Source organism: Sphingosinicella terrae (assembly GCF_003347635.1).
Lineage (GTDB): Bacteria > Pseudomonadota > Alphaproteobacteria > Sphingomonadales > Sphingomonadaceae > Allosphingosinicella > Allosphingosinicella terrae.
Genome location: NZ_QDFY01000005.1, coordinates 1 through 25918, shown reverse-complemented (window position 1 = coordinate 25918; position 25918 = coordinate 1). Strand labels below are relative to the sequence as shown.

The following is a 25918-nucleotide window of genomic DNA, read 5'->3' as shown; positions in this document are numbered from 1 at the left end:
CCTTGGGGGTCCTCCTGATGCGTGCCGAAGCCGGGTTCGATATCGTCATCAGCGCGCAGAATGTCACGCTCTCGCTGGGCAGCGGCGAGGCGCGCACGCAGGTGCTGAAGGGTATCGACCTCGACATCCATCGCGGCGAGAGCCTCGCCATCCTCGGCCCCTCGGGGTCCGGCAAGTCGTCGCTGATGGCGATCCTCTCCGGCCTCGAGCGGGCGAGCGGCGGCAGCGTGCGCGTCGCCGGCACCGAATATGGGCCGCTCGGCGAGGACGCGCTGGCCCGAGCGCGGCGGGGCCGGATCGGCATCGTCCTGCAGAGCTTCCACCTGCTGCCGACGATGACGGCGCTGGAGAATGTCGCGGTGCCGCTAGAGCTTGCCGGCATTGACGACCCGTTCGGCCGCGCCCGGGCCGAGCTCGAAGCGGTCGGCCTCGGCCATCGGCTCGGCCATTATCCGACGCAGCTGTCCGGCGGCGAGCAGCAAAGGGTCGCCATTGCCCGAGCGGTGGCGCCAGGCCCGGAGATCGTCTTCGCCGACGAGCCGACCGGCAATCTCGACGGCGAGACCGGGGCCGCGATCATCGACCTGCTCTTCGCCCGGCAGAAGGCGACCGGGGCGACTTTGGTGATCATCACCCACGACCACCAGCTCGCCGCACGCTGCGGCCGCATCGTCGAGATGCAGGACGGGCTGATCGTCGCGGACCGCGCCGCGTGAGCGCGTCGGGCTGGCGTCTCGCCTGGAGGATCGCGCGGCGGGACCTCCATGCCAGCTTTCGCGGCCTCAGGCTTCTCTTCCTCTGCCTGTTCCTCGGCGTCGCCACGCTCGCGGCGATCGGCAGCCTTACCGCGACGATCACCGCCGAGCTCGCCGAGCGCGGCCGCGCCCTGCTCGGCGGCGACCTCCAGATCTCGATGATGCAGCGAGAGGCGAATGCGGAGGAGAAGGCCGCCTTCGCCGCCGCCGGCACGCTGAGCGAGACGATCCGCTTGCGCGCCATGGCCCGCCCTGCCGCCGGAGACGGCGCCGCGGCGGTGCTGACCGAATTGAAGGCGGTAGACGATGCCTACCCGCTTTACGGCACGCTCACCGTCGGCGACGGCGTCGCGCTCGAGGGGCTGGCCCCGGACGAGGTGGTGATCGCCCCCGCTTTGGCCGAGCGGCTGTTGGTGCGGCCGGGCGACCGGCTGCGCTTCGGCGAGGCGGATTTCCGCATCGCCGCCACCATCGCCGACGAGCCCGACCGAGTCGGCGAGGGCTTCACCCTCGGCCCGGTGGCGATCGTCTCGATGGAGGGCTTGCGGCGCACGGCCCTGATCCAGCCGGGCAGCCTGTTCACCAGCAAGTATCGCCTGCGCCTGCCGGCCGGGGCATCGCCCGAAGCGGTGTCGGAGCAGCTGCAGGCGCGGTTCCCCACGGCGAGCTGGGAAGTCCGCGACCGCGATCGGGCGGCTCCGGGCGCGAGCCGCTTCTTCGAGCGGATGGGCCAGTTCCTCGCCTTGATCGGCCTCGCGGCCCTGATCATCGCCGGGATCGGCGTCAGCAACGGCGTCTCCTCCTATCTCCGACTCAAGCGGGACGGGATCGCGACCTTGAAGGTGCTCGGCGCGAGCTCGACCGACATCGGCCGCATCTATCTCGCGCAGGTCGGCCTGGTGACCCTGCTCGCCGTCGCCGCCGGCCTCGTCGTCGGCGCGCTGCTGCCGCCGGCCGCGATCGCGATCGCCGGCGAAGCGCTGCCGGTACGGCCGGGCTTCGCGCTGCATCCGCTGCCGCTCGCTTTGGCCGCCGCCTACGGGCTGCTCGTCGCCTATATCTTCGTGCTGCCGCCGCTGGCACGGGCACGGATCTTCCCGGTGGCGAGCCTGTTCCGGCCTGGCCTGGACGATCGCGTCCGGCTCGACCGGCGCAGCCTGCTGCTGGCGCTGACCGCGGCCGCCGCGGTGGCGGCGCTCGCCATCCTGACCTCGCGCGAGCCGCTCTTCTCGGCCGTCGTCCTCGGCGGCGCCGGCGGGGTCCTTCTGGTGCTGCTCGGCATTGGCTGGGCGGTGAGGCGGACGGCCAAGGCGCTGCCGCGGCCGCGCCGGCCGCTGCTGCGGCTGGCCATTGCCGGCCTGCACCGGCCGGGCGCGCAGACCGTCGCCCTGGTGGTGGCGCTGGGGCTGGCGCTGACCCTGTTCGTCACGCTGGCGGGCATCCAGACGAGCTTGTCCGCGGAACTCGAGAGCACCGTTCCCGATCGCGCGCCGAGCCAATTCGTACTCGACATCCCGTCCGAGCGACGCGCCGAGTTCGAGGCACTGATCGCGCGGACCGCGCCGGGCGCCGAACTCAATGTCGTGCCGACCCTGCGCGGCACGATCACCGCTTATGGCGGCACCCGCGTGGCCGACCTCGCCGAGCTTCCGGAAGGGGCCTGGTTCCTGCGCGGCGAGCGCGGTCTCACCTACAGCCGCACCCTGCCGCAGGGCAGCGAACTGACCGACGGCGAATGGTGGCCGGCCGACTATTCCGGCTCGCCTCTCGTCTCGATCGACCGCGAGGCGGCCCGGGTGATGGGGATCGGCGTCGGCGACACGCTGACGGTGAGCGTGCTCGGCCGCGAGATCGAGGCAAGGGTCGCCTCGCTTCGCGAGATCCACTGGGATACGATGGGCTTCAACTATATCCTCGTCTTCCCGCCGTCGGTGCTCGAAGCGGCGCCGCACAACCTCGCCGCGACGATCAGCACCGAAGAGAGAAGCGAGCCGGCCATCTCCCGCGCTTTGCTCGCCGACTTCCCGTCAGTGTCGATCATCGACGTGGGCGAGATCATCACGCGGGTCACCGACATATTGGGCCAGATGTCGAGCGCGATCCTGCTCGCCGCATCGGTGGCGATCCTCGCCGGCATCGCCGTGCTGATCGGCGCGATCGCCGCCTCGCGGCAGGCGCGCAGCTATGACAGCGTCATCCTGAAGACGCTCGGGGCGACCCGCGGCCAGATATTGGGGACGCAGGCGATCGAATATGGGCTGCTCGCCTTGGTCCTCGCCGGAGTCTCGCTCGCCCTCGGCCTCGCCGCCGCCTGGTACGTCATCACCGGAATCTTCGAGTTCGAATGGCGGCCCGACTGGGCGGTGGTGCTGGCGACCCTCGGCGGAGGCGCGGTGCTGACCCTGGGGATCGGCCTGCTGGGATCGCTGCCGGTCCTGTCGGTGCGGCCGGCGCAGGCGCTGCGAGCAATCTAAGGTCTGTCCCGGCCAGGTGGAGCGGGCCCCTCCCTACGCTTCCCCTCCCGGGAGACGGGATCCCTTGCCTGTCATGGCCTCGAACATCGCGCGGATCGTCTCCGGCTCGGGCGGACGCGGGGCGATGGCGCGATATTGGGCAAGGCCGGGCACCAGCGCCTGCAGGAGCAGGACGAAAGCCTCGACCGGCATCGGCAGCTCGTCCGGCGCGAACAGGTCGAGCAGATGCTCGCGAGCGCGGGTCGGCCCCATCGCCTCGAGCTCGACGAGGCGGCTGCGCAGATCCTCGTGGGTGAGCGCGTAGAGGCTGAACTCGGCCGCGCCGAGCGCCCGCTTCGCGCCTGGATCGGTGGCCTCGATCACCGCCTCCGCGAGCCGCCGCATCCGCTCGCCCACCGTCCCTTCCCGTCCCCGGGGCCATCGGATCGGCGCCAGCGCCACCTCGGGCAGCGAGGCGAGCGCGGCAACGATCATCGCGTCCTTGCTTTCGAAATTGTCGTAGATGGCGCCCTTGGTGACCCCCGCCCGCCGGGCGACGGCGTCGAGCGACACGCCGTGCAGCCCGCCTTCCGCCATCGCCGCCAGAGTTGCGTCGAGCAGCTTGGCGCGCGTCCGCGCGCGCCGCTCGCTCATGCCGGCCCTGGCTCGTCCAATTGACATACCGTTAGTACGTACCATAAGAATGTTTCGTGCGGCGGGTGCCGTCCGACCGATGGCAAGGGGGGAGAGGAAGATGCAAGCGCTTTCGCGGCGGGACTTCGGAACGCTGGCTTTCGCGGCCGCACTCGCTTTGGCAACAGGGGCGGCGGCTCAGGGAGGAAATGCGATGGGCGCGATCGACGAGGGCCTCTTCGTCCCCATCAATGGCATGGAGCAATGGATCACCGTCCGCGGCCGCGACCGCGCCAACCCGGTGCTCCTCATCCTTCATGGCGGGCCCGGCTTCCCGATGAGCTTCCTCGCGCCGGCCCTGGCCGACTGGGAGCGGGATTACACGATCGTCCAGTGGGACCAGCCGGGCGGCGGCGCCACCCATGCACGCAATCTAGGCCGCGATCCCGGACCGCTCACCGTCGATCGCTACGTCGCCGACGGCCTCGCCGTGGCCGAGTGGGCGCGCGCGCATCTCGGCACCGACAAGATCGTGCTGCTCGGCACCTCCTGGGGATCGATGCTTGGCGTGACGATGGCGCGCCGGCGGCCGGACCTCTTCTCCGCCTATGTCGGCGTCGCCCAGGCGGTAAGCGGGCCTGAAGGGGCGCGGACCGGCTATGAGCTGGGGCTCGAAGCGGCCCGGGCGCGCGGCGACGCGGAGGCAGTGGCGGCGCTCGAGCGGGCCGGGCCGCCGCCTTATGCCCGCTTCGAGGACTTCCTCGTGCGGCAGCGCTATACGAACCCGCCGAGCCTGCCGCCGAGCGAGGAGGAGGCGGCCGCAAGCGCGGCACAGGGCGCCCTCCTCAGCCAGCCGCCCTCGCCGGAGGCCCGCTACATCGCCCGCGACCTGCCGCCTTACGACGCCTGGAACGTGTTCCTGGAGACGCAGCGCGCCACCTTCGCCGAGACCTGGGACTGGGAGGCGCGCGACCAAGGCCGACGATTCGCAATGCCGGTCCTCGTCATCCAGGGGGAGAACGACCTCAACGCGCCGGTCTCGCTGGCCCGCGACTGGCTCGACTGGATCGAGGCACCCACCAAGCATTTCGAGATCGTCCCCGCCGCGGGACACAATCTGTTCGTCTTTCCCGAGCAAATCCTGGCGCTGCTGAACCGTTACGTCCGGCCGGTCCTGGCACACCCCGTCTCCTGAAGCGCTGCCTGGGCTTGCGCTCGCGCCGGATCGGCGGCTTGATGGACGAAGCGAGGCTGGGGGCGAAAAGCGGGCATGCGCGGAATTGCGGCATTCATCTTCCTGCTGCTGCTCGCGAGCGCTCCGGCTGCGGCCCAGGCCCCGCTTCCGCACCTGCGCGAGCAGGGCGTTGCGCGGCAGCTGATCGTCGACGGCGAACCTTTCCTGATCCTGGGCGGCGAGCTCGCCAATTCGAGCGCCTCGAGCCTCGACTATATGGCGCCGATCTGGCCGCGCCTGCGCGCGCTGAACCTCAATACCGTGCTGGCGCCGGTGAGCTGGGAGCTGATCGAGCCGGAGGAAGGGCGGTTCGACTTCAGCCTGGTAGACGGAATGTTGCGCGAGGCGCGCCGCCACGACCTCCGGCTCGTCCTGCTCTGGTTCGGCAGCTGGAAGAACAGCCAGTCCAGCTATGTCCCAGCCTGGGTGAAAAACGATTTCACCCGCTTTCCCCGTGCCCGAGCCGCCGACGGCACGGCGATGGAGATGCTCTCGCCCTTCGCCGAAGCCAATGCCGAGGCGGACGCGCGCGCCTTCGCCGCCTTGATGCGCCATCTGGCGCGCAGCGACTCCCAGCGCACGGTCGTCATGGTCCAGGTCGAGAATGAGGTCGGCATGATCCCCGATGCCCGCGATCATCATCCGCTCGCCGAAGCCGCCTTCGCCGAGCCGGTGCCGGCGGCGCTCGTCCCGTCCGGACAGCGCCGCGGCAGCTGGCACAGCCAGTTCGGGGAAGCGGCGGAGGAGAGCTTCACCGCCTGGCATTTCGCCCGCTACGTCGAGCGCGTCGCCGCGGCGGGCAAGGCCGAGCATGCACTGCCGATGTTCGCCAATGCCGCCTTGCCGCGGCCGGGGCGGCGGCCGGGCGAGTATCCGAGCGGCGGCCCGCTGCCCCATCTGGCGGCGATCTGGCGCGCCGGCGCTCCCTCGATCGATTTCCTGGCGCCGGACATCTATTACCCCAATTTCGTCGAATGGACCCGCCGCTACCGCGAGGCCGGCCAGCCGCTCTTCATTCCCGAGGCCGGCCGCGCCGGCGCCGGCGAGGCGCCGGCCGACGCCCTGTTCGCGATCGGCGCCTTAAACGCGATCGGCTTCAGCCCCTTCTCGATCGACAGTCCGACCGAGGCCGAGCTGGCGAGCCTGGCCGAGGCCTATGCCGGGCTGCGCGCGCTGTCGCCGCTCATCCTGTCCCATCAGGGCCGCGGCACGATGACGGGCTTGCGGCCGCCGCGCGCCTTCGACGGCGCGCTCGACGAGGCCGACCAGTCGGTGACGATGGGGCGGTGGCGGCTGACGGCGCGCTTCGTCGACCCCTGGACACCGCGCGAGCAGCAGCGGATCGCCGAGCATGGCGCACTCGCGATCCAGCTCGGACCGGACGAGTTTCTCGTCGCCGGGAGCGGCGTCACCCTGACCTTCGCCGCCGCCGTGGGCGCGGATCGGGCCGGGATCGAGAGCATCTGGGAAGGTCGCTATGCGGATGGTAGCTGGATCCCCGGGCGGCTCCTCAACGGCGACGAAAGCCATCAGGGACGGCACTTGCGCCTGCCGCCGGGCCGCTTCGGCCTCCAGCGTGTGCGCCTCTATCGCTACCGCTGAGGCGGGGGTTCAGGCCGGGCTGCACATCTGCAATCGGTTGCCGAACGGATCGTAGAAGCTGGCGAAGGTCACATAGCCGGGAAAGGTCTGCGGATCGTCGCAGCGGACGCCGCGCGCCCGCAGCCCCTCGACCGCAGCGGCGCAGTCGGCGACGTCGAAGACGATCGTCGCTCCGCCGCGCGGTCCTTCCCAGCCCTCGGTCGTCACCGAGACGTTGCCGCCGCGCCCACCGCTGGCGAACTCGATCCAACCGGCCTCGGGCAGGTCATAGACGGGCGTTCCCAGCCCGAGCGTCTCGCCATAGAAGCGACGCGCGGCCTCGAGGTCCGGCACCGGGATGGAGACGACGGCGATCCCGCGAAACATCGCCGCGGCCCTGTCGACTTCAGTCCCGAAAACCGGGATCGATACGGTCGAGCTTGCGGATCAAGGCGGGCCAGGCCAGCGCGCCGCCCATGCCGAGCATCACCACCTGCTGGCGCGACTCGACCCCGGTCAGGATCTCGTCCGGTATCCGATGGAGCTCGACGCCCGCGGATTGCGCGGCGAGCTGGATGCGGCATGACGATTCGAGCACGTACATCGACAGGAAGGCGTCGGCGACGCTGCGCCCGACGGTGAGCATGCCGTGATTGCGCAGCAGCATGAAGACCCGATCGCCGAGATCGGCGACCAGCCGCTGCTTCTCGTCCTCGTCCACCGCCAGCCCCTCATAGCCGTGATAGGCGAGCGACTGGAGGACGAAGGTTGATTGCTGGGACAAAGGCAGCAGGCCGTCCCTTTGCGCGGAGACGGCGATCGACGCGGGCGTATGGGCGTGCATCACGCAGCCCATTTCGTGGCGCGCCTCGTGGATGCAGCTGTGAATGACGAAGCCGGCCGGATTCACCGGATAGCCGTTGTCGAGCACCACCGCGCCGGCGCGATCGACCTTGACCAGGCTCGAGGCAGTTATCTCCTCGAACAGCATGCCATAGGGATTGATCAGGAAGCGATCATCCTCGCCAGGCACGCGAGCGGTGATGTGGGTGAAGATGAGATCGTCCCAGCCGTGGACCGCGAACAGGCGATAGGCGGCGGCGAGATCGACGCGGGTCTGCCATTCCTCGGCGCTGACCTGGTCGCGGACCGAGCGAATGGGAAGCTGATGGACGGACATGGCGGCTCCTCTCGAGTCGCTTATAGAAAAGCGCCCGGCACCGGTCCAGTTGAGGCGCGGCGCCGGTCAGCCGCGGTAGCGGGCGATGGACAGGCCAGAGGGGTCGACCGGCGGCGTCTTGCCGGAGACCAGATCCGCGATCACCCGGCCCGAGCCGCAGGCCATCGTCCAACCCAGCGTGCCGTGGCCGGTGTTGAGATAGAGATTGGGCAGCCCGGCCCGGCCGAGGACAGGGGGACCGTCCGGAGTCATCGGCCTGAGACCCGACCAGTAATCGGCGGCCGAGACGTCTCCGGCGCCGGGGAAGAGATCCTCGACGCAATGAGACAAAGTGTCGCGCCGGCCCGGCGGCAATTCGTTGTTGTAGCCCGATAGCTCGGCCATGCCGCCGACGCGGATGCGATGGCCGAGCCGGGTGATGGCGATCTTGTAGGTCTCGTCGAGCAGGGTCGATTCCGGCGCCCGTGAGGCATCGACGATCGGCACCGTGATCGAATAGCCCTTCACCGGATAGACGGGCAGCCTGACGCCATGCGGCCGGACCAAGGCGGGCGAATGGCTGCCGAGCGCGACGACGAAGGCGTCGCCCGCCATCCGGCCGGCATCGGTCTCGACGGCGGAGAGGCGGCCGCCCTCCGCCACCAGCCGCGACGCGGTGACGCCGTACCGGAAGTCGACGCCTGCCTGGGCGGCATGGCGCGCCAGCTGCTCGGTGAACATCCGACAGTCGCCGGTCTGGTCGCCGGGCAGGCGCAGGCCGCCGCGGAAGCGATCGCGGGAGAAAGCGAGCCCCGGCTCGGCCCGGATACAGCCGTCCTGGTCGAGCTGCTCATAGGAGACCCCGTATTGGCGAAGGACCTCGATATCCTTGGCGCTCGCCTCGACCTGCCGTTCGGTGCGGAAGAGCTGGAGCGTCCCCTTCGCACGATGATCGAAGTCGAGCGCGAGCCGGCCGCGCAGATCGTCGAGCGCGTCGCGGCTATATTCGGCAATCTCGACCATCCGCCCCTTGTTCAGCGCGTAACGCCCGGCGGTGCAGTTGCGCAGCATCGCCAGCACCCAGCGGACCATCGCCATGTCGAGCGCGGGACGCAGGATCAGCGGCGGGTGCTTCATCAGCAGCCACTTGATCGCCTTCGCGGGGATCCCCGGACCGGCCCAGGGCGACGCGTAGCCGGGCGAGATCTCGCCCGCATTGGCGAAGCTGGTCTCGAGCCCGGGTCCGGGCTGGCGCTCGATCACCGTCACCTCGTGACCGGCCTCCGCCAGATACCAAGCCGAGGTGACGCCGATCACTCCGGCGCCGAGTATGATGACCTTCATGTCCTGATCCCAGAGCGCCTCGCAGCGGCGATCCTCCGCTGATAGCGGAAGGATCGTCGAATTGGCGGCACAACTGTGCCATGATATTCGATTATCGAGCCTGTTTTCGCACATTCAGCCGAGAGACGAGAGAATATGCCGCAGACCGAGATTCTGGACAGTGTCGATCGCAGGATCCTGTCGGCACTGCGCCTCGACGGACGGATCACCAATCAGGCGCTCGCCGCAAAGGTCGGGCTGTCGCCATCGGCCTGTCTTCGCCGGCTGAGAACGCTCGAGCGAAGCGGCATCATCCAGGGCTATACCGCGATCATCGCCGGCCCCGGCGCGGGCGATGGCGTCACGGCCATCGTCCACGTGACCCTGGAGCGGCAGACCGAAGAATATCTCGCCCGCTTCGAGAAGGCGCTACGCCAGCATCCGGACGTGCGCGAATGGCACCTGATGGCGGGGCAATATGACTATATCCTGCGCGTGCAGACGCCGGACATGCGCGCCTATGAGTCCTTCCACAAGGAAGTGCTGAGCCGCCTTCCGGGCGTGGCCCGCATCACCTCCTCCTTTGCGATGCGCAGCTCGGCCGGCGGCTGATCCTCAATCTCTCTCGGCGAGGCGCCGCTCCCAAGCCAGCGCGTCGGCCACGATCGTGTCGAGATCGGCAAAATGCGGCTTCCAGTCGAGGGTCGCGCGGATGCGGGCATTGTCGGCGACGAGCGCGGGGGGATCGCCGGGCCGGCGGGACTGCATCCGCCGATCGATCGGCTGGTTGGTGATACGATCGACGGCGTCGAGCACCTCGAGGACGGAAAAGCCGCGGCCGTAGCCACAATTCATCAGGTGGCTGGCCTGCGGCTGCGCGATCAGATGCTCCAGCGCGAGTACATGGGCGAGGGCGAGATCGGTGACGTGGATATAGTCGCGCACCCCGGTTCCGTCGGGTGTCGGATAGTCGGTGCCATAGACGTCGATATGGGCCCGCTTGCCGGTGGCCGCCTCGACCGCGACCTTGATGAGGTGGGTCGCGCCCGCCGTCGACTGGCCCGATCGCCCCTTCGGATCGGCCCCGGCGACGTTGAAGTAGCGAAGCGCGCAGTGATTCATCGGATGGGCGGCGGAGACGTCGCGGAGCATCCGCTCGATCATCAGCTTGGACCAGCCATAGGGATTGATCGGCTCTGTCGGCGCCGTCTCCGCCACCGGCACGGCTTCCGGAATGCCATAGGTGGCCGCGGTCGACGAGAAGATGAAATGAGGGACGCCGCCGCGCACCGCGCTCTCGATCAGGGTGCGCGTGCGGGCGGTGTTGTTGTCATAATATTTCAGCGGGTCGGCCACCGATTCCGGCACCACCACCGATCCGGCGAAATGCATGATCGCGCCGATCCGATGGCGCCGGATCAGGTCGCCGACGAGCTCGGTGTCGGCGACGTCGCCGCGGACGAAGATCGCGCCCTCGGGCACGGCCCATTCGAAGCCGGTGCAGAGATTGTCGATCACCACCACCGGCCAGCCGGCGTCGAGCAGGGCGAGCACCGCATGGCTGCCGATATAGCCGGCACCGCCGGTGACCAGAACGGGAAGACGGGGCTCGCCGCTCATCGCCTGCCCCCGCGCGTCTCGCCGGCCCTCGCGCAAATCCCGTCCGCCATTCCCATTCTCCATCCTGACCAGCCCGCCGCCATCGATGGCGGGCGTCGCTTCATAGCGCCACAAATCAGCGCGGCCATCCTCGCGTGCGCAGTCGGATTCGTGCTGATCCAGTTTAGGCGCGGATCGCCCCTGGCACGAATGGCTTGCTTCCGCCCGGCCTGTCGGCCACGCCCCATTCAGACCGCAGGACGAGCCGATGGCGGATAAGGCCGAAGATCTCGAGCTGTGGGGGGGCGCCGAATGCACGATCGTTCGCATCGGCGACCATTGGCGCGACCAGGCCGCGGAAACCGGTCATCGCGGGCGAGCGGCCGATCTCGACCTCATCGCCGGCCTCGGCATCCGGACCCTGCGTTTCCCGATCCTCTGGGAGTCGATCGCGCCGGAGGGCACGGACCGGTGCGACTTCGCCTGGACCGACATGCGTCTGGACCGGTTGCGCGAACTCGGCATCCGCCCCGTTGCCGGGCTGGTCCATCACGGCTCCGGGCCCGCCGGAACGAGCCTGCTCGATCCGGACTTCCCACGGAAACTGGGCGACTTCGCCGCAAGAGTGGCCGAGCGCTATCCGTGGATCGAGATGTGGACCCCGGTCAACGAACCGCTGACCACCGCCCGCTTCTCCGCGCTCTACGGCCACTGGTACCCCCATGCCCGAGACCTCGGTGCGTTCCTGCGCGCCCTTGTCAACCAGTGCCTGGCGGTGGATGCGGCCATGTCGGCGATCCGCGCCTGCGTGCCGCGGGCGCGGCTGGTGCAGACAGAGGATCTCGGCAAAACCTTCGCGACCCGCCCTCTGCAGGGCCAGGCCAGGCATGAAAATCACCGCCGCTGGCTCAGCCTCGACCTGCTGTCCGGGCGGGTCGGCCCAAGTCACCCGATGCACCCGTTCCTCACCGGCGCCGGGATCGCCGCCGCCGAACTGGAACGGCTCGAGCAGGGCGGCGGCAGCCCCGACATTGTCGGTCTCAACCATTATCTGACCAGCGAGCGTTTCCTCGACGATCGCCTCCATCTCTATCCGGGCGAGCCGGCCGGCGGGAACGGCCGCGATGCCTATGTCGACGTCGAGGCCGTGCGGGTGAGGCGGCTTGCGGGTCGCACCGGGTTCGTCCCTCGCCTGCGCGAGGCCTGGCGGCGCTACCGGCGGCCGATCGCGCTCACGGAGGTGCATCATGGCTGCACCCGCGACGAACAGCTGCGCTGGGTCGCGGAAGCCTGGCGATCCGCCCGAGACCTCCGGGCAGAAGGCGTCGACATCAGGGCCGTCACGCTCTGGTCGCTGTTCGGGAATGTCGACTGGCGCTCGCTGCTGACCCAGCGTCAGGGCTGCTACGATCCGGGCGCCTTCGACATTCGCGGCCCAGCGCCGCGACCGACCGCCATCGCGCAGGCGGCTGCGCATTATGCGCGCGGCGAGCCATTCGATCACCCGATCCTCGACGGCGACGGCTGGTGGCGCCGACCTTCCCGCTTCCATGCCTGGGAACGAGGCCGCTCCGACACGCGGCCCGCCGGACGGCCGATCCTCGTCACCGGGGCGAGCGGAACGCTGGGCGCCGCCTTCGGCAGGGTCTGTCGAGCGCGCGGCCTTGCGGCGGTCCTCACCCGACGCGACGAGATCGACATCTGCGACCCGGATGCGATCGCCCGTGCGCTGGAGCGTTATCGCCCCTGGGCGGTGATCAATGGCGCGGGCTTCGTCCGGGTCGCGGATGCCGCGCGCGAACGCGACACCTGCCTCGCGTGGAATGCGCGCGGCGCCGTCAATCTGGCCGAAGCATGCGACCGCGCCGGGATTCCCATCGTCGCCTTCTCGTCCGATCTGGTCTTCGACGGCAAGCAGGGACGGCCTTATGAGGAGGAGGATCCGGTCAGCCCGGCCTGCGTCTACGGCGAGAGCAAGGCGATCGCAGAGCGCGGGGTATCAGAGGCCAATGAGCGCGCGTTGATCGTCCGCACGGCCGCCTTCTTCGGCCCCTGGGACCGGTACAATTTCGTTCACAACGTGATCGACGCGGCACGAAGGGGCGAGCGGGTGGGCGCCTGCCCGCTCACTCACGTCTCGCCGACCTTCGTTCCCGACCTCTGCCACGCGGTGCTGGACCTGCTCATCGACGGTGAGACCGGCATTCGCCATCTCGCCAATCTCGGTTCGGTGAGCTGGCACGGCTTCGCCCGGCGCGTGACGGAGGCGAGCGGCCTCGATCCGCGGCTGGTGGTCGAAAATCCGGAACCGCAGCCGCGCAGCACCGCCCTGGTGAGCGTTCGCGGCGCAAGCCTGCGGCCGCTGGAGCAGGCGCTGGCCGCCTGTCTCGACGAGATGAACGCCGCGCCCGCCAGAACGACGCCGGCCCCGGCCTGAGGCTGCCGGGAGGCCGGAGCCGTACTACTCGGCGGCGATCGCCGTTCCGTTCTCGACCGGGACGGAAGATATCCCGCGGTGCCGATCGAGCCGGCGGAAGGCGGAAAGCGCCTGACCGACGACTTGGTCCATATTATAGTATCGATAGGTGGCGAGCCGGCCGACGAACGTGACGTCCCGGGCCGCGTCGGCAAGCGCCTCGTAGCGTTTGTAGAGCGCCTGGTTCTCGGCACGGGGGATCGGATAATAAGGATCGCCCTCATCCGTCGGATATTCGTAGGTGAGGCTCGTCCGGGGATGCGCCTGGCCGGTGAGGTGCTTGTACTCGGTGATCCGGGTATAAGTGACTTGCGGATCCGGATAATTGACGACGGCGACGGGCTGGAAATTCTCGCGATCGACGATCCGGTGCTCGAAGCGAAGGCTGCGATAAGGCAGCCGGCCGAAGCGGTAGCCGAAATATTCGTCGACCGGGCCGGTATAGACGATGTGCCCGGCCACGATCTCGTCGCGTAGCTCGTCGAAGCCGGTAGAAAGCTGCACGTCGATGGTCGGCTGGTCGAGCATGCGCTCGAACATCGCGGTGTAGCCGTCGCGCGGCATGATCTGGTGGCGATCGGCGAAATAGCGGTCGTCGGTATCGGTGCGGGTCGGGATACGGGCAGTCACCGCCTTGTCGAGGCCGCTCGGGTCGATCCCCCATTGCTTGCGCGTATAGCCCTGGAAGAACAGCTCGTAGAGCTCGCGGCCGACGGCCGAGACCACGACGTCCTCGGAGGTGCGGATCTCCCCGACCGGCTCGGCGCGGCTGGCGAGATAGGCCGCCGCCTGTTCGTCGCTCGAAAGATCGAGCCCGAACAGCCTGTTCAGCGTCGTCCGGTTGATCGGGATCGGCACCAATTGGCCGCGGACCTGGGCCAGGACGCGATGCTCGTAGGGCCGCCAGGCGGTGAATTGCGACAGATAGTCGACGATCTCGTCCGAATTGGTGTGGAAGATGTGCGGTCCATATTGATGGATGAGCAGGCCGGCGGAATCGAGCCGGTCATAAGCGTTGCCGCCGATATGCGGACGCTTGTCGATGATCAGGACGGAGGCACCGTGCTGGCTCGCCAGCCGCTCCGCGACCACCGATCCGGCAAAGCCGGCGCCGACCACGAGATAGTCGTAGCGCTTGCGGCGGCCGGCGAACAAGGCGGGCGCGGCAGGGCCCAGCGAGGCGATGCCGGCGACGAGCTCGGCCATGCGCGCCTGGGTGATGTCCCAGCTCAAGGTCGACAGCTTCTCGTCGACGGGGGCGAGCCAATCGTCCCCGCCCCGGACCAATTCGAGCGCCGCCTCGCAGGCGCGCACGAAGTCCGCGGCGCCTTCGGCGATGAACACCGCTTCGAGATCGTCATAGTGGCGGACCACGTCCCTGATCGGCGTCGACACGACCGGACGGCCCCCGGCCAGATATTCCGGAGTCTTGGTCGGGGAGATGAAGCGGGTCGCCTCGTTGATCGCGAACGGCATCAGCGCGACGTCCCATCCCGCCAGGTAAGCGGGCAGTTCGCCATAGGTCTTGCCGCCGAGAAAATGGAGGTTCGGCCGCACCGGCAAGTCCGCCGGATCGATCTTCACCACCGGGCCGACGACGACGATCGACCAGTCCGGATGGGCATCGGCGACGGCCGCGAGGAGATCGACATCCATCCGCTCGTCGACGACTCCGAAGAAGCCCAGACGCGGCCCCGGCAGGACAGACTGGTCTTCGGGCTCCGGCAGCGGCGCGCGTGCCTGCGCGAAATGCCCGCGGTCGACGCTGGAGGGGAAGGGATGGACGCGGTCGTGGCGATCGCGCTTCGCCTCGTAGAGGCTGTACCCGCCGGTGAAAACGAGGTCGGCCGCGTCGATCAGCTCCTGCTCGAGCGTCAGCAGGCGCGGCGGCGCGAACCGGAAATTGGCAAGCTCGTCCATGCAGTCATAGACCGTGCAGTCGGCCGTGACGTGCCGCGAGAAGGGCAGCATCATCGGCGTATAATACCAAAGCAGAAGCGAGCCCGGACGATCGGCGAGGAAATCATCGAGAAGCGTCTTAAGGGCGATCTCCTGCTCGGCCTCGCCCAGCCCATCAGGCAGGCAAGGGGTGACGACGGTGACGCCGCTGTCCGGGCATCGGCGGGTCCGGAGGGCAGGCGCGGCACCGTCCGGCGCGCGCTCGGGCTCTTCCCAGAAGATCACCCTGCACGATCGGGCGAAGCGGCTCATCAGATGCTGCGGCCGCTGGAAGACGAAATCCCATCGCAGATGCGAAAAGCAGATCAGGGTGTCAGGAAGGCGGGAACGCATACGGGCCGGGGCGACCGCCATGGCGGCGCCGTTGCTGACAGTGTCCAAGTGGAAATCCCTGAAAAAACGGAACTATTTCGTCAACGTAGCAATCACTCGCCAGTTCCGTCAGGGAGCCGCACTTTGATCTTGATGCAGGTTAGCGTCCTCGCCACCCATGCGGTGGAGCGCGTCCGGGAAGGCGCGCTGCAACTCCGCGCCGCGGCGACAGTTGTCCGCTAGCGCCGTGCCTGCTCCGAAAGGACCGCTCCCATGACGAAATACCAGGTCGGCTACCTCATCGGCAGCCTCGCAACCCGCTCGATCAACCGCACCCTCTCCAAGGCCCTGATCCGGCTGGCGCCGCAGGCTCTCGCCTTCACCGAGATCCCGTTTCGCGACCTGCCGCTCTACAGCTGGGACTATGACGAGGATTATCCGGAGGTGGCGCGCGCGTTCAAGGCGGCGATCAAGTCGTCGGACGCGATCCTGTTCATCACGCCGGAATATAACCGGTCCATCCCCGGCGCGCTCAAGAACGCGATCGACTGGGCGAGCCGGCCCTATGGCACCAATGCCTTCGCGCGAAAGCCGACGGCGGTGATCGGCGCTTCCCCCGGCGCGATCGGCACCGCCGTCGCGCAGCAGAGCCTGAGGAGCGTGCTCGGCTTCCTCAATGCGCCCCAGATGAATGCGCCCGAAGCCTATATTCAGTTCAAGCCGGGACTGATCACGGAGGAGGGCGAGGTGACGAACGCCTCGACCGAGGAATTCCTGCGCCACTTCATGGCCGAGTTCCACATCTTCATCGAGCACGTCCTGACGGCGCTCCCGCGCGAGGAATGATCGCGACAACCCGCTTCGCGCCGGGAGGGACGGCACGATTTCACCTATTTCCGCGCCGGCCCCGATGCGGGTCGAAACCGGTCGGGACGTCATTCAAGGGGATTGGCCATAGTCGATCCGTTCGCTATACGTTCCGACCGCTTGCTCCTGCCCCGGATGGAGGATGGCCGGCGGGGCGCCGCCAATCTTCCAGGCAAGCCACCGGTCAGAGGACGAGACATGGAAATTCGATCAGAGCGCCCGCCGCGACCGACTGAGCTGCTCGAGCCGGTCATCGAGATCTCCTCACGAATCACTGGCCACGGGCTCGATGCCTCGCTTCTCGCGCTCGTGCGCGTCCAGGCCGCCGCGCTCGGCGGCTGCGCCGCCTGTCGGCGGACGCACGGCGCAGCCGCCCGGCAATCAGGCGTGGACGAGATGCGGATCGAGAGGCTCCCGGACTGGCGGGACGCGCGTCTCTTCAGCGGCAAGGAGCGGGCCGTGCTCGCGTGGTCGGAGGCCGTGCATCGCGGCGACGATGCGGGCGCCATCGAGGCGGCGGTGCGCGAGGTTTCGCGCCACTATTCGGCCGAGGAACAGCTGCTTCTCGGCATCGCGCTGCTGGCGATCCACGAGGCGGCGTGCCCGCACGGGCCGGCGCGCGCGGGAGAGGCCGATCGGGACATGGTGCTGGCAGACAAAGGCTGAGGGAGGGCGGCGGATCGGCCTAGACGGCGGCCCGACTTCCCGACGGGCGTACCCCGTCAGACGTCGGGGGCACGATCTGGTCGGCCCGCAAGCGCCAGCTCTTTGTCCGCCGATCGTAGCCGAGATCGGGAAAGCTGCGCCTGAAGCGCTTCAGCACATGGCGCCCCACACAGGGGCTATCGGTGTCGTTCACATATGCCAGCCGCCGATCCTCGAACTGGAGGAGAAACTCGGCAGCGTCGCGCTGACGCAATTTGCTCTTCTCCAGTATCTGTTCACGCATCCACAGTGCCGCATCCATCGGTTCCACACGCCATCCTTTCGTTGATTTCCGCTCCAGCGGGCGCCGGGACGAGCGATGTCAATTCAAGCGGCTCATCCGCTGCCTCCTCAGCTCACCGCCGACGCGACGTCGGAAAGGCCACAGATCTGCGCGAGCCCATGACGTCTACGATCCCTGCTGCCGCCGAAGGCTCCTGTCGCAGCGCCACGCCGACTCTGACGGCGAACCCAGCCCCTTGTAGGAACCCTTGAAGTAGAGCAGCGGATTGCCGTCCGAGGCCGCGAGGTCGACGACCTCACCGACGACGAGGTAGTGATCTCCCGCCTCATGCTCAGCCTGGAGCCGGCAGCTGATCCAGGCGAGCGAGTTGGCGATCATCGGACTTCCGAGCGGCCCTTCCCGCCAATCCACATTCGACCACCGGTCATCGGCGATGCAGGCGAAGCGCGCGCTCAACTCCTGCTGCTCCTCCGCCAGCACGTTGATGCAGAAGGCTCCCGCCTCGCGGATTTGGCGATAGGTGCTCGACGTACGGGACGGGGAGAAGGCCACGAGCGGCGGATTGACCGAAAGGCTGAACACGCTCTGGCAGGTGAAGCCGATCGGCATCTCGCCGTCGCGCGCGGTTATGATGGCTATGCCGCTGCAGAAATGGCCCAAGACCCGGCGAAACAGCTGCGGGTCGAGTACGGCCGGACGGCCTTCGTGATGGGACATGTCGTCCGACGTCGTGATCGGCATCCTTCTTTCCTGCCGGCCCGCGCCTGCGCCGGCGACCGATCAACCTTCTCCCCGCCACTGCAAATTGGTCGCAGCCGGGAGATGCGCCGAGATTTTGTCGGATCGCCGCCAATCTCTAGGCGATTAGCGCCCCAGCCTCGATCGCCTAGGATCGGGCGGCGGCCATCGCGCGCCAGATGCGGTGCCCGAAGGAGAGATGACGAACGGTCTCCGAGCGCCCGCGTCCATCCGGACGGGTCGGCCGGACCGGCGAGGGGCGAGCGAACATGGCAACCACCGCTGAATACAAGATCGGGCCGTTCACCTACCCCCGCGGCTGGTTCATGATCGCCGACAGCGACGAGCTGGAGGGCAAGCCGCTGGCGCTGCGCTTCTTCGGCAAGGATCTCGTCCTCTATCGAGGCGAGAGCGGGCGAGTCGTACTGATGGATGCCTATTGCCCGCACATGAAGACGCATCTCGCCGCGAACAGCTCCTCCTATGTCGTCCATGACGGATCTCATATCGAGGGCGACAATATCCGCTGCCCCTATCATGCGTGGCGCTTCGGACCGGACGGAATCTGCAACGAGATCCCCTATTTCGACGGGCGCATTCCGGCCGCCGCCCGCATCAAGACCTACCGGGCGGAGGAGCGCTACGGCGCCATCTTCACGTGGCACGATCCCGAGGAGAGGGAGCCCGACTACGACCTTCCCGCGCTGCCGCAATGGGATGATCCGTCCTACGTCCGCTGGACCTTCGATCGTCTGGGCGTGATGAAATGCCATCCGCAGGAGATCGTCGACAATATCGCCGATCTCACGCATCTGGGACCTGTCCACGGCTCTACGGTCGAATATTACGAGAACGAGTTTCGCGCCCATGTTGCCGTGCAGCGGCAGGGCGGCGGCCATAGAACCCTCGTAACGAACAACGCCATGCTGGAAACCGGCACCTGGTATACCGGCCCCGGTGTGCTCATGTCGCGGGTGACGGGCCTTTTCGAGGCAATGATGTTCATTGCCCATACCCCCGTCGACGACGGCGTGGTGAAGGCCTGGCACGCCCTGCTGGTCAAATCGCCGAGCGATTCTCCGACGGAGGAGGACGTCGCTGCGGCCCGCGCCTATCAGGAGACCAGTCGGCTCGCCTTCGCGCAGGATTTCGACATCTGGACCAACAAGGCGCCCTGCTTCAACGTGCTCCAACTTCCGACGGACGGCCCTTTCGGAAAGGCGCGCATCTGGTACAGCCAGTTCTACCGGCCGCGATCGGAGGCCGAGGCGATTCTCGCCCGAGTCGAGGGGATCCATCCGGTACGCGGGATGCCGCCGGCGCCTGAAGCAGCCCGAACGGCCGTTCCGGCGTGAGGAAGTCCCCGCCAGGCACGGAGACGGAAAGGCTGGAGGCGCTCGAGCGTCGGCTGAGGAAGCTCGAGGACATTGAGGCCATTCGCCAGTTGAAGTCGCATTATTGGACGAGCCTCGACCGCCGTCAGCTGGAGGCGGTCCGCGCCTGCTTCGCCGACGACGCCTCGATCGACATGGAGGGGGTGCCGAAGGTCGACGGGCCGGAAGCGTTCATCGACTTCGTACGCCGGGCCGGCGCGGCGCCCGGCGCCTTCAACATGCATTCGGGGCAGAATCCGCGCATCACCCTGACCGGCGAGAACGAGGCCGAAGGCCTGTGGGACCAGTTCTTCCTCAGCGTCATGGCCCCTCCCTCCTGGCAGTGGGGCTTCGCCGAGCGCCTCACGATCCAGCTCACCGGAGAATATCGCGACCGCTACGTCCGCGGGGCGCAGGGCTGGCTGATTCGGGAGATGCGGTTCCGACAGACCTCGTTCCTGATGAGCCGCGTCGGCGAGGACGGAATCGCGCGGGTCCTGTCGAGCGGACGCAGCGACGGCAGCGCGTTCGGCGACTGAATTCCTGGAAAGGTGAACATGGCCGAGAATGCGTGGGACAAGGAAGTCGACCTGCTCGTCGTCGGCTCGGGGGCAGGCGCGATGACCGGCGCGATCGCCGCGGCCGTGCATGGCCACGAGGCACTCGTCATCGAAAAGAGCGACCTTTACGGCGGGACCTCCGCCACCTCCGGCGGCGGCGTGTGGATTCCGGCCAGCCACCATGCGCTGGCCGAAGGACGCGAGGATTCGCCCGAGGATGCCTTCGCCTATGTCCGATCGCTGACCGATCCCGAAGTACCGGACGCGAAGGTCTGGGCGTTCGTCCGCGGCGCTCCGCGGATGCTCCAATGGATGGAAGCCCATTCCGAGCTGAGGATGCGCCCCCTCCCCTATACCGACTATCACCAGGAGAAACCGGGCGCGAAGCTGGGCTACCGCTCGCACGAATGCTATCCGCTGCACGGCCGCGAGCTCGGCAAGGATTTCGAGCATCTGCGCCCGCCGCACCCGCTGACGACCTTCCTGGGACGGGTCAGCTGGACGACGATCGAGTCGGTCCCTCTGCTGACGCGGCCGCCAGGCTGGACCAAGGTCTTCATGCGCGTCATGGCCGGCTATCTGTTCGACATCCCGCAGCGGCTCCGCTCGAAGCGCGACCGGCGCCTGACGCTAGGCAATGCCCTGATCGGCCGCCTGAAGCTCTCCATGGACCGCCTGGGCGTGCCGCTGTGGCTCAACACGAAGCTCGTCGAGCTGATCGGCTCCGACGGCCAGGTCTCCGGCGTGCTCGCCGAGAGCGACGGCCGTACCATCCGGATACGCGCGCGACGCGGCGTGCTGCTGGCGGCGGGCGGTTTCGAGCGCAACACCGACATGCGCCGTCAGTATCTGCCCGACGCGGCGGCGACGACGGCATGGACCGGCGCGCAGGAGAACAATACCGGCGACGCGATCCGGGCCGGCATGGCCGCGGGCGCGGCCGTCATGAACATGGACTCCGCTTGGTGGTCGCCCTCGATCAAGATACCCGGTGAGGACCGCGCCCGGATGATGGCGTTCGAGCGAGCCTTGCCGGGCTGCATCATCGTCAACCAAATCGGCCGCCGCTACATGAACGAGGCGCTGTCCTATCATGTCGCCGGACACAAGATGCTCTCGGAGAACCGTCCCGAGGCGCCGACCATCCCCTCCTGGTTCATTTTCGACAGCCAGTATCGCGCCGCCTATCCCGTGGGGCCGATGCTGCCCGGCATGCCCGACAGCACCATTCCCAAGGAGATGCGGTCGATCCTCGTCAAGGCCGGCGACTGGGACGATTTCGCGCGTCAGGCCGGCCTGTCGGCCGCGGCGCTGAAAGAGACGATCGAGCGATTCAACGGCTTCGCGCGCAGCGGCGACGACAAGGATTTCCAGAGGGGCGGCAACGCCTATGACCGTTATTACGGCGATCCCAAGGTGCAGCCCAACCCGAACCTGCGGGCGCTGGAGAAGCCGCCTTTCTATGGCCTCCCCATCTATCCGGGCGACATCGGCACCAATGGCGGCCTCGTCACCGACGAGAGTGGTCGGGTGCTCAACGAGCAAAGCGAGCCGATTGCCGGCCTCTATGCCTGCGGCAATTGCTCCGCCTCGGTAATGGGCCATTCCTACCCCGGAGCGGGATCGACCCTCGGTCCGGCGATGACCTTCGGATTCCTGGCCGCCAAGCATGCGGTCGGCGCCAACGATTGAGGATGAGGGCATGGCCGGCATCGAGCATTTCGTCGAAGTGGCGCGTCGACACTCGGTGGCGGAGATGGGCGGCGATCTCGAAGGGACGCTGGCGACGCTCGAAGCGGATCCGATCTACGAACTGTTTCCCGTCGGCCTGAAGCTGTGCGGCACCGGCAAGGTCCGACGCTACTACAGCTATTTCATGGAGAACGTGCTGCACAATTTCGTCGATGCGACCGTGCATTACGAGAGCACCGACCGGCCCGGTCACCAGAAGGAAAGTACCGTGTGGTGGCGAGCGGCGGACGGCAGCGTGAGGGTGACCCAGTTGCTCACCATCCTCGTCTACGGGCAGGAGAAACTACGCGGCGAGCGCCTCTACGCGGACGAGGCGTTCCTACGTTTCCTGTTCGGCCCACTCTGGGACGAGATGGAGCCGCACGAGGCGCTGCTTCCCTCCTGAACGCTTGCAAGGCCGACAAAATCTCGGAAGGCTCCCGATCAATGAGGGTTGGCCGCTCTTGGGCATTTGCGTGACCTTATCCTCGAACCGACATGCGCTGGGGCGTGATCCGATCGCATCGGGTCGGGCGCTTCAGCTTCTTGGACTGTCGCGATTTCCGGGTCGCTGGATGAGCCCATCCGGCGAGGAATCGCTCTGAAGCGGGAGGCATTATGGACATTCGCGGCATGGGCTATGCGATCATCGGATCGGCCGACATGGCCCGGTGGCGGCGCTTCGGCGTCGACATGCTCGGCCTGATGCCGATCGAGGGAGAGAATGACACGCTCTACCTGAAGATGGACGAGCGCCATTTCCGCTATGCGATCGTCCCCCATGGCAGCGAGGCCTATCTCGCCACCGGCTGGGAGCTGCCGACCAAGGCCGCCTTCGACGAAGCCGAAAGCGAGCTCAAGGCACGGGGCATCGAATATAGCCACGGCTCAGCCGAGGAGGTGGCGCTGCGCAAGGTCCAGCAATTCCTGCGCGTCAGCGATCCCGCCGGCAACCGGCACGAGCTGTTCTGGGGCGCGATCTCCGACCACGAGCCCTGCATCTCGCCGATCGGCGTCTCCGGCTTCGTCACCGGTGCGCTCGGCATGGGCCATGTCGTGCTCAATGCCCCTGCCGCCTTCGACGCGACCGACGAGTTCCTGACCCAGGTGCTCGGCTTCGCCCTGTCCGATCTGGTCAACTTCAACATGGGGCCGGACGTGCCGCCGGTCCGCATCCGCTTCTACCACTGCAACAACCCACGCCAGCACAGCGTGGCGATCGTCGAGATGCCCAACCCGGCCGGAGCCGACCACGTGCTGGTGGAGGTGAAGTCGTTCGACGACGTGGGCCGCGGCCTCTATCGTGCCGAGGACATGAAGATCCCGCTCCAGGTGACCTTGGGCAAGCATATCAACGACCAGATGGTGTCCTTCTACATGTACTCGCCGACCGGCTTCACCGTCGAATATGGCCATGGCGGTCGGCAGATCGAGGATTGGAGCCAGGAGCCCGTCTTCGAAGCCACCAGGGGAAGCCTGTGGGGCCACCGCTTCGTGGCGCCGCCGCAGGCTCCCGAAGCATGAACGGCGCGCTTGCCGGAAAGGTCGCGCTCGTCACCGGCGCCGGCCAGGGAATCGGCCGGGCGATCGCGAAGCGGTTCGCCGCCGAAGGCGCCGAGGTCGTCGTCGCGACGCTGAGCGCGCCGCCGGGCGAGCAGACTGTGCGCGAGATCGAGGAAAGCGGCGGCAAGGCCCGGCTCGAGCTCGTCGACATCGGCGAGCGCGATGCGGTCTTCGCCCTCGTCGACCGGATCCGCGACCAGGAGGGCGCGCTCGACATTCTCGTCCACAATGCCGGCGTCTGGCCCTTCGCCCAGATCGGCGACTTGAGCGAAGACGATCTCGAGCGGACGATGGCGGTGAACCTCAAGGCCTGCTTCTGGCTGGTTCAGGCTGCCCTGCCGCTGATCGAAGCGTCGTCATCCGGAAGGATCCTCTTCACCTCGTCCGTCTCCGGCAACCATGCTTATGCCGTCGGCCTCGCCCACTATTCGGCCTCCAAGGCGGGGCTGAACGGTCTCGTCCGCAATCTCGCGCTGGAGCTCGCGCCGAGAGGAATCACGGTCAATGCCGTCGAGCCGGGCTTCATCGTCACCGAGAAGCTGTCGGCACCCGAAATGGCCGATTTCGTCAACGGCTCGATCGCGCGCATCCCCATGAAGCGGGGCGGAGCACCCGCCGACATCGCCGAGGCCATGCTGTTCTTCGCCTCGCCCGCCGCCGGCTATGTCACCGGACAGGCGCTCGTCGTCGACGGCGGCGTGACGCTGACCAGCGCCCTTCACATCGAGGCTATTTCGGCCTGAGGATCAGGCTTTGACGACAAGCGGCACCAGGAAAGGTTGTTGAGAATGAATGTGACGAGCCAGAAGTGGACCCAGCGCGGCCCCCTTCCGCTGACCTTCGGCTTTGCGCCCGTCTCCGAGGCGGTGTGGCGCCGGAGCGCACGCTCCGGTCTCGAATTTCGCGACCTCAAGCTCCACGCCGGATCGCACGGCCTCCTCGGCGCGCAGCACATGCGCGCCACCGCCGGCGGCAATCGCCGTGGCTGGTTCTCGGACGATGTCGAGTTCCTCTATTTCCACGTCATGGCCGGGAGCCTGAAGCTGCGCCGGACGAATGGCGAGCCGGTCGAGCTCGCGACGGGCGACACGCTCGTGCTTCCGCCCTTCGACCTCGATCCGAACGTGTTCGCCTTCAGCCCCGATTTCGAGGCCCTGGAATTCACCAGCGAAGGCAGCTTCGCGCTGATCGAGGACTATATGCGCCGCACCGGCGTCGCCGTCAGCGAGCCGAAGGTCGACGCACTCCACATCAGCCGGGACGAGCCCGAATCCTATATCGTCGGCAACGGCCCCCGCTCCTTCTTCACCTATCGCGACATCGGCGCGATCGCTGCGACCGGCAATCGCATGCACATCCACATCGTCGGAATCGCCGACCAGCCGCCGGGCGGCACGGGCTGGCACAATCACAGCATGGACCAGTTCTTCATGCCCTTCACCGGATGGCTGGAGCTCTGGGTGGAAGGCTTCGGCCATGCCCGCCTCGAGCGAGGCGACGCGATGTTCATCCCGGCCGGACTGCGGCATAATGTCACCGCCTTCACCAAGGATTATACGGTGGTGGAGGTCTGCATTCCGGCCGAGTACAGCACCGACGCTCAGGCGGCGCCGGCCGACCTCGCCGAGGCAAGTGCCTGAGCCGCTGCTGTGACCCGGGACGCGCGATGAGCAGATATGATCGGTTCGAGTTCCTGGGCGTCGCACGCCGCGACGGTATCGCGACCGTCACCCTGAACCGCCCGGACAAGGACAATGCGATAGACCGGGCGGGACATCGCGAGCTGGAGGATGTCTGGCCGTTGCTCGCGGACGATGCCGAAGTGCGGGCGATCGTCCTTACCGGCGCTGGAAAGGCCTTTTCGACAGGCGGAGACATCGAGGCGATGGCCGCGCGGGCGGGGACGCCCAAAGCGGTGACTCACTCGATCGGCCTCGCCGCCTCCACCCGGCGCCTCTTCACCAACATCCTGGATACGCCGCAGCCGATCATCGCCGCGGTGAACGGCCATGCCACCGGGTTGGGTGCGACGCTGGCCCTCTTTGCCGACATCGTCGTCATAGCCGAGCAGGCGAAGTTCGGCGACACCCATGTCAATGTCGGCCTCGTCGCGGGCGATGGCGGCGCCGTCATATGGCCGCTGCTGATCGGCCCCGCGCGGGCGAAAGAGCTGCTCATGACGGCGCGGCTGCTTCGCGGCACCGAGGTTCAGGCGATGGGCCTCGCCGGCCACGTCGCCCCTGCCGACGACGTGCTGCCTCGCGCGCTCGAGCTCGCCCAGGAGCTGGCGGCAAAGGCGCCGCTCGCCGTGCAATGGACCAAGCTGTCGGTCAACCGGGGCATCCGCGCGCAGCTCGACATCGTCCTGGACAGCTCGATCGCGCTCGAGATGGTGACGATGGCAAGCGCCGACCACGCCGAGGCGACTGCCGCCTTCCTCGAAAAGCGTTCCCCGAAGTTCGAAGGCCGCTGACCGGGCGGCGACAGGAGCCGCGCCGGTCCTCCTGCCGTTCGCGTGAGAAGCGCCTGGGTGATGAAGGAACGGGCGTAGCGGCCCTCTAGAGCATGATCATCTTAGACTGAAGCATATCCGCTGTTTGCGAGGTAGTTCGCGCATTCGGCAGGTTGGAAGTGGTCGAGGAGGGTTCCGATC

Annotated in this window: 24 protein-coding genes; 16 read left to right on the top strand and 8 right to left on the bottom strand. The window is 67.7% G+C overall.

The features are described 5' to 3' along the window. Positions 1-17: 17 nt before the first annotated feature. Entirely contained in the window at positions 18-716 is a 699-nt protein-coding gene (locus DDE10_RS12095; protein ID WP_114953240.1) for an ABC transporter ATP-binding protein, read from the top strand. Next, on the top strand, positions 713-3229 hold the full coding sequence (locus tag DDE10_RS12090) for an ABC transporter permease (RefSeq protein WP_114953045.1): 2517 nt from the start codon (positions 713-715) through the stop codon (positions 3227-3229). Before DDE10_RS12095 ends, DDE10_RS12090 begins: the two co-directional genes overlap by 4 nt. A 33-nt stretch (positions 3230-3262) precedes the next feature. Here DDE10_RS12090 and DDE10_RS23465 read toward each other — a convergent pair whose 3' ends face one another. Beyond that, positions 3263-3862: a TetR/AcrR family transcriptional regulator gene (locus DDE10_RS23465; RefSeq protein ID WP_162806578.1), complete on the bottom strand. Its 600-nt coding sequence runs from the start codon at positions 3860-3862 to the stop codon at positions 3263-3265. 100 nt (positions 3863-3962) lie between these two features. Between DDE10_RS23465 and DDE10_RS12085 the strand changes: the two genes are divergently transcribed. Both DDE10_RS12085 and DDE10_RS12080 read left to right on the top strand, forming a co-directional pair. Next, complete coding sequence (locus DDE10_RS12085) at positions 3963-5036, top strand: alpha/beta fold hydrolase (protein ID WP_162806577.1); 1074 nt, start codon at positions 3963-3965, stop codon at positions 5034-5036. 75 nt (positions 5037-5111) lie between these two features. After that, positions 5112-6677, top strand: coding sequence for a GH35 family beta-galactosidase (locus tag DDE10_RS12080; protein WP_114953043.1), 1566 nt, complete (start codon positions 5112-5114; stop codon positions 6675-6677). A gap of 9 nt (positions 6678-6686) precedes the next feature. On the opposite strand, the gene DDE10_RS12075 is transcribed toward DDE10_RS12080, so the two are convergent. The 3 genes from DDE10_RS12075 to DDE10_RS12065 form a co-directional block, all read right to left on the bottom strand. Continuing rightward, positions 6687-7043 carry a VOC family protein gene (locus DDE10_RS12075; RefSeq protein WP_114953042.1) on the bottom strand — a complete coding sequence of 119 codons (357 nt, stop codon included), beginning with the start codon at positions 7041-7043 and terminating at the stop codon, positions 6687-6689. A gap of 19 nt (positions 7044-7062) precedes the next feature. Beyond that, the gene (locus tag DDE10_RS12070; protein ID WP_114953041.1) at positions 7063-7836 is read right to left on the bottom strand and encodes a class II aldolase/adducin family protein; all 774 of its coding nucleotides are present in this window, start codon (positions 7834-7836) and stop codon (positions 7063-7065) included. Positions 7837-7902: 66 nt separating this feature from the next. After that, the gene (locus DDE10_RS12065; RefSeq protein ID WP_284734625.1) at positions 7903-9273 is read right to left on the bottom strand and encodes a D-amino acid dehydrogenase; all 1371 of its coding nucleotides are present in this window, start codon (positions 9271-9273) and stop codon (positions 7903-7905) included. A gap of 21 nt (positions 9274-9294) precedes the next feature. On the opposite strand from DDE10_RS12065, the gene DDE10_RS12060 reads away from it, so the two are divergent. Further along, entirely contained in the window at positions 9295-9750 is a 456-nt protein-coding gene (locus tag DDE10_RS12060) for an Lrp/AsnC family transcriptional regulator (RefSeq protein ID WP_114953039.1), read from the top strand. A gap of 3 nt (positions 9751-9753) precedes the next feature. Here DDE10_RS12060 and galE read toward each other — a convergent pair whose 3' ends face one another. Continuing rightward, a complete protein-coding gene (gene galE / locus DDE10_RS12055) occupies positions 9754-10758 on the bottom strand; it encodes a UDP-glucose 4-epimerase GalE (protein WP_114953239.1) in 1005 nt (334 codons plus the stop codon). A gap of 247 nt (positions 10759-11005) precedes the next feature. On the opposite strand from galE, the gene DDE10_RS12050 reads away from it, so the two are divergent. Next, complete coding sequence (locus DDE10_RS12050; RefSeq protein ID WP_114953038.1) at positions 11006-13174, top strand: family 1 glycosylhydrolase; 2169 nt, start codon at positions 11006-11008, stop codon at positions 13172-13174. Between the two features lie 24 nt (positions 13175-13198). Here DDE10_RS12050 and glf read toward each other — a convergent pair whose 3' ends face one another. After that, entirely contained in the window at positions 13199-15553 is a 2355-nt protein-coding gene (gene glf, locus DDE10_RS12045) for a UDP-galactopyranose mutase (RefSeq protein WP_284734624.1), read from the bottom strand. 204 nt (positions 15554-15757) lie between these two features. Here glf and DDE10_RS12040 point away from each other — a divergent pair, with 204 nt between their 5' ends. Together DDE10_RS12040 and DDE10_RS12035 are read left to right on the top strand one after the other, a co-directional pair. Next, on the top strand, positions 15758-16330 hold the full coding sequence (locus DDE10_RS12040; RefSeq protein ID WP_114953037.1) for an NADPH-dependent FMN reductase: 573 nt from the start codon (positions 15758-15760) through the stop codon (positions 16328-16330). Positions 16331-16549: 219 nt separating this feature from the next. Then, positions 16550-17017 (top strand): carboxymuconolactone decarboxylase family protein, encoded by a 468-nt coding sequence (locus DDE10_RS12035; RefSeq protein WP_162806576.1) that lies wholly within the window; start codon positions 16550-16552, stop codon positions 17015-17017. Between the two features lie 19 nt (positions 17018-17036). Here the strand turns inward: DDE10_RS12035 and DDE10_RS12030 are convergent, their stop codons facing one another. Next, on the bottom strand, positions 17037-17318 hold the full coding sequence (locus DDE10_RS12030) for a DUF6953 family protein (RefSeq protein WP_114953035.1): 282 nt from the start codon (positions 17316-17318) through the stop codon (positions 17037-17039). 147 nt (positions 17319-17465) lie between these two features. Beyond that, positions 17466-18041, bottom strand: coding sequence for a flavin reductase family protein (locus tag DDE10_RS12025; RefSeq protein WP_284734623.1), 576 nt, complete (start codon positions 18039-18041; stop codon positions 17466-17468). A gap of 266 nt (positions 18042-18307) precedes the next feature. Between DDE10_RS12025 and DDE10_RS12020 the strand changes: the two genes are divergently transcribed. The 8 genes from DDE10_RS12020 (at position 18308) to DDE10_RS11985 (ending at position 25738) form a co-directional block, all read left to right on the top strand. Beyond that, positions 18308-19393: a Rieske 2Fe-2S domain-containing protein gene (locus DDE10_RS12020; RefSeq protein ID WP_114953034.1), complete on the top strand. Its 1086-nt coding sequence runs from the start codon at positions 18308-18310 to the stop codon at positions 19391-19393. Further along, positions 19390-19950 (top strand): nuclear transport factor 2 family protein, encoded by a 561-nt coding sequence (locus DDE10_RS12015; RefSeq protein WP_114953033.1) that lies wholly within the window; start codon positions 19390-19392, stop codon positions 19948-19950. Before DDE10_RS12020 ends, DDE10_RS12015 begins: the two co-directional genes overlap by 4 nt. An 18-nt stretch (positions 19951-19968) precedes the next feature. Then, positions 19969-21663, top strand: a complete 1695-nt coding sequence (locus tag DDE10_RS12010; protein ID WP_114953032.1) for an FAD-binding protein — start codon at positions 19969-19971, stop codon at positions 21661-21663. Between the two features lie 10 nt (positions 21664-21673). Beyond that, entirely contained in the window at positions 21674-22108 is a 435-nt protein-coding gene (locus DDE10_RS12005; protein ID WP_114953031.1) for a hypothetical protein, read from the top strand. Between the two features lie 212 nt (positions 22109-22320). Then, positions 22321-23226, top strand: coding sequence for a VOC family protein (locus DDE10_RS12000; protein ID WP_284734622.1), 906 nt, complete (start codon positions 22321-22323; stop codon positions 23224-23226). Then, a complete protein-coding gene (locus tag DDE10_RS11995; RefSeq protein WP_114953029.1) occupies positions 23223-24008 on the top strand; it encodes an SDR family NAD(P)-dependent oxidoreductase in 786 nt (261 codons plus the stop codon). The genes DDE10_RS12000 and DDE10_RS11995 overlap by 4 nt, the downstream gene beginning before the upstream one ends. 45 nt (positions 24009-24053) lie before the next feature. Further along, a complete protein-coding gene (locus DDE10_RS11990) occupies positions 24054-24905 on the top strand; it encodes a cupin domain-containing protein (protein WP_114953028.1) in 852 nt (283 codons plus the stop codon). 26 nt (positions 24906-24931) lie between these two features. After that, entirely contained in the window at positions 24932-25738 is an 807-nt protein-coding gene (locus tag DDE10_RS11985) for an enoyl-CoA hydratase/isomerase family protein (RefSeq protein WP_114953027.1), read from the top strand. The last annotated feature ends 180 nt before the right edge of the window (positions 25739-25918 follow it).

Bases quoted from the DNA above. Each gene is read 5' to 3' on its own strand.
- DDE10_RS11995 (WP_114953029.1), top strand. From the start codon at position 23,223: ATGAACGGCGCGCTTGCCGGAAAGGTCGCGCTCGTCACCGGCGCCGGC.
- DDE10_RS11985 (WP_114953027.1), top strand. From the start codon at position 24,932: ATGAGCAGATATGATCGGTTCGAGTTCCTGGGCGTCGCACGCCGCGAC.
- DDE10_RS12010 (WP_114953032.1), top strand. From the start codon at position 19,969: ATGGCCGAGAATGCGTGGGACAAGGAAGTCGACCTGCTCGTCGTCGGC.
- DDE10_RS23465 (WP_162806578.1), bottom strand. From the start codon at position 3,862: ATGAGCGAGCGGCGCGCGCGGACGCGCGCCAAGCTGCTCGACGCAACT.
- DDE10_RS12095 (WP_114953240.1), top strand. From the start codon at position 18: ATGCGTGCCGAAGCCGGGTTCGATATCGTCATCAGCGCGCAGAATGTC.
- DDE10_RS12025 (WP_284734623.1), bottom strand. From the start codon at position 18,041: ATGCCGATCACGACGTCGGACGACATGTCCCATCACGAAGGCCGTCCG.
- DDE10_RS12020 (WP_114953034.1), top strand. From the start codon at position 18,308: ATGGCAACCACCGCTGAATACAAGATCGGGCCGTTCACCTACCCCCGC.
- DDE10_RS12075 (WP_114953042.1), bottom strand. From the start codon at position 7,043: ATGTTTCGCGGGATCGCCGTCGTCTCCATCCCGGTGCCGGACCTCGAG.
- DDE10_RS12060 (WP_114953039.1), top strand. From the start codon at position 9,295: ATGCCGCAGACCGAGATTCTGGACAGTGTCGATCGCAGGATCCTGTCG.
- galE (WP_114953239.1), bottom strand. From the start codon at position 10,758: ATGAGCGGCGAGCCCCGTCTTCCCGTTCTGGTCACCGGCGGTGCCGGC.
- DDE10_RS12000 (WP_284734622.1), top strand. From the start codon at position 22,321: ATGGACATTCGCGGCATGGGCTATGCGATCATCGGATCGGCCGACATG.
- DDE10_RS11990 (WP_114953028.1), top strand. From the start codon at position 24,054: ATGAATGTGACGAGCCAGAAGTGGACCCAGCGCGGCCCCCTTCCGCTG.
- DDE10_RS12050 (WP_114953038.1), top strand. From the start codon at position 11,006: ATGGCGGATAAGGCCGAAGATCTCGAGCTGTGGGGGGGCGCCGAATGC.
- DDE10_RS12070 (WP_114953041.1), bottom strand. From the start codon at position 7,836: ATGTCCGTCCATCAGCTTCCCATTCGCTCGGTCCGCGACCAGGTCAGC.
- DDE10_RS12040 (WP_114953037.1), top strand. From the start codon at position 15,758: ATGACGAAATACCAGGTCGGCTACCTCATCGGCAGCCTCGCAACCCGC.
- DDE10_RS12005 (WP_114953031.1), top strand. From the start codon at position 21,674: ATGGCCGGCATCGAGCATTTCGTCGAAGTGGCGCGTCGACACTCGGTG.
- DDE10_RS12035 (WP_162806576.1), top strand. From the start codon at position 16,550: ATGGAAATTCGATCAGAGCGCCCGCCGCGACCGACTGAGCTGCTCGAG.
- DDE10_RS12030 (WP_114953035.1), bottom strand. From the start codon at position 17,318: ATGGATGCGGCACTGTGGATGCGTGAACAGATACTGGAGAAGAGCAAA.
- DDE10_RS12080 (WP_114953043.1), top strand. From the start codon at position 5,112: ATGCGCGGAATTGCGGCATTCATCTTCCTGCTGCTGCTCGCGAGCGCT.
- DDE10_RS12065 (WP_284734625.1), bottom strand. From the start codon at position 9,273: ATGTGCGAAAACAGGCTCGATAATCGAATATCATGGCACAGTTGTGCC.
- DDE10_RS12085 (WP_162806577.1), top strand. From the start codon at position 3,963: ATGCAAGCGCTTTCGCGGCGGGACTTCGGAACGCTGGCTTTCGCGGCC.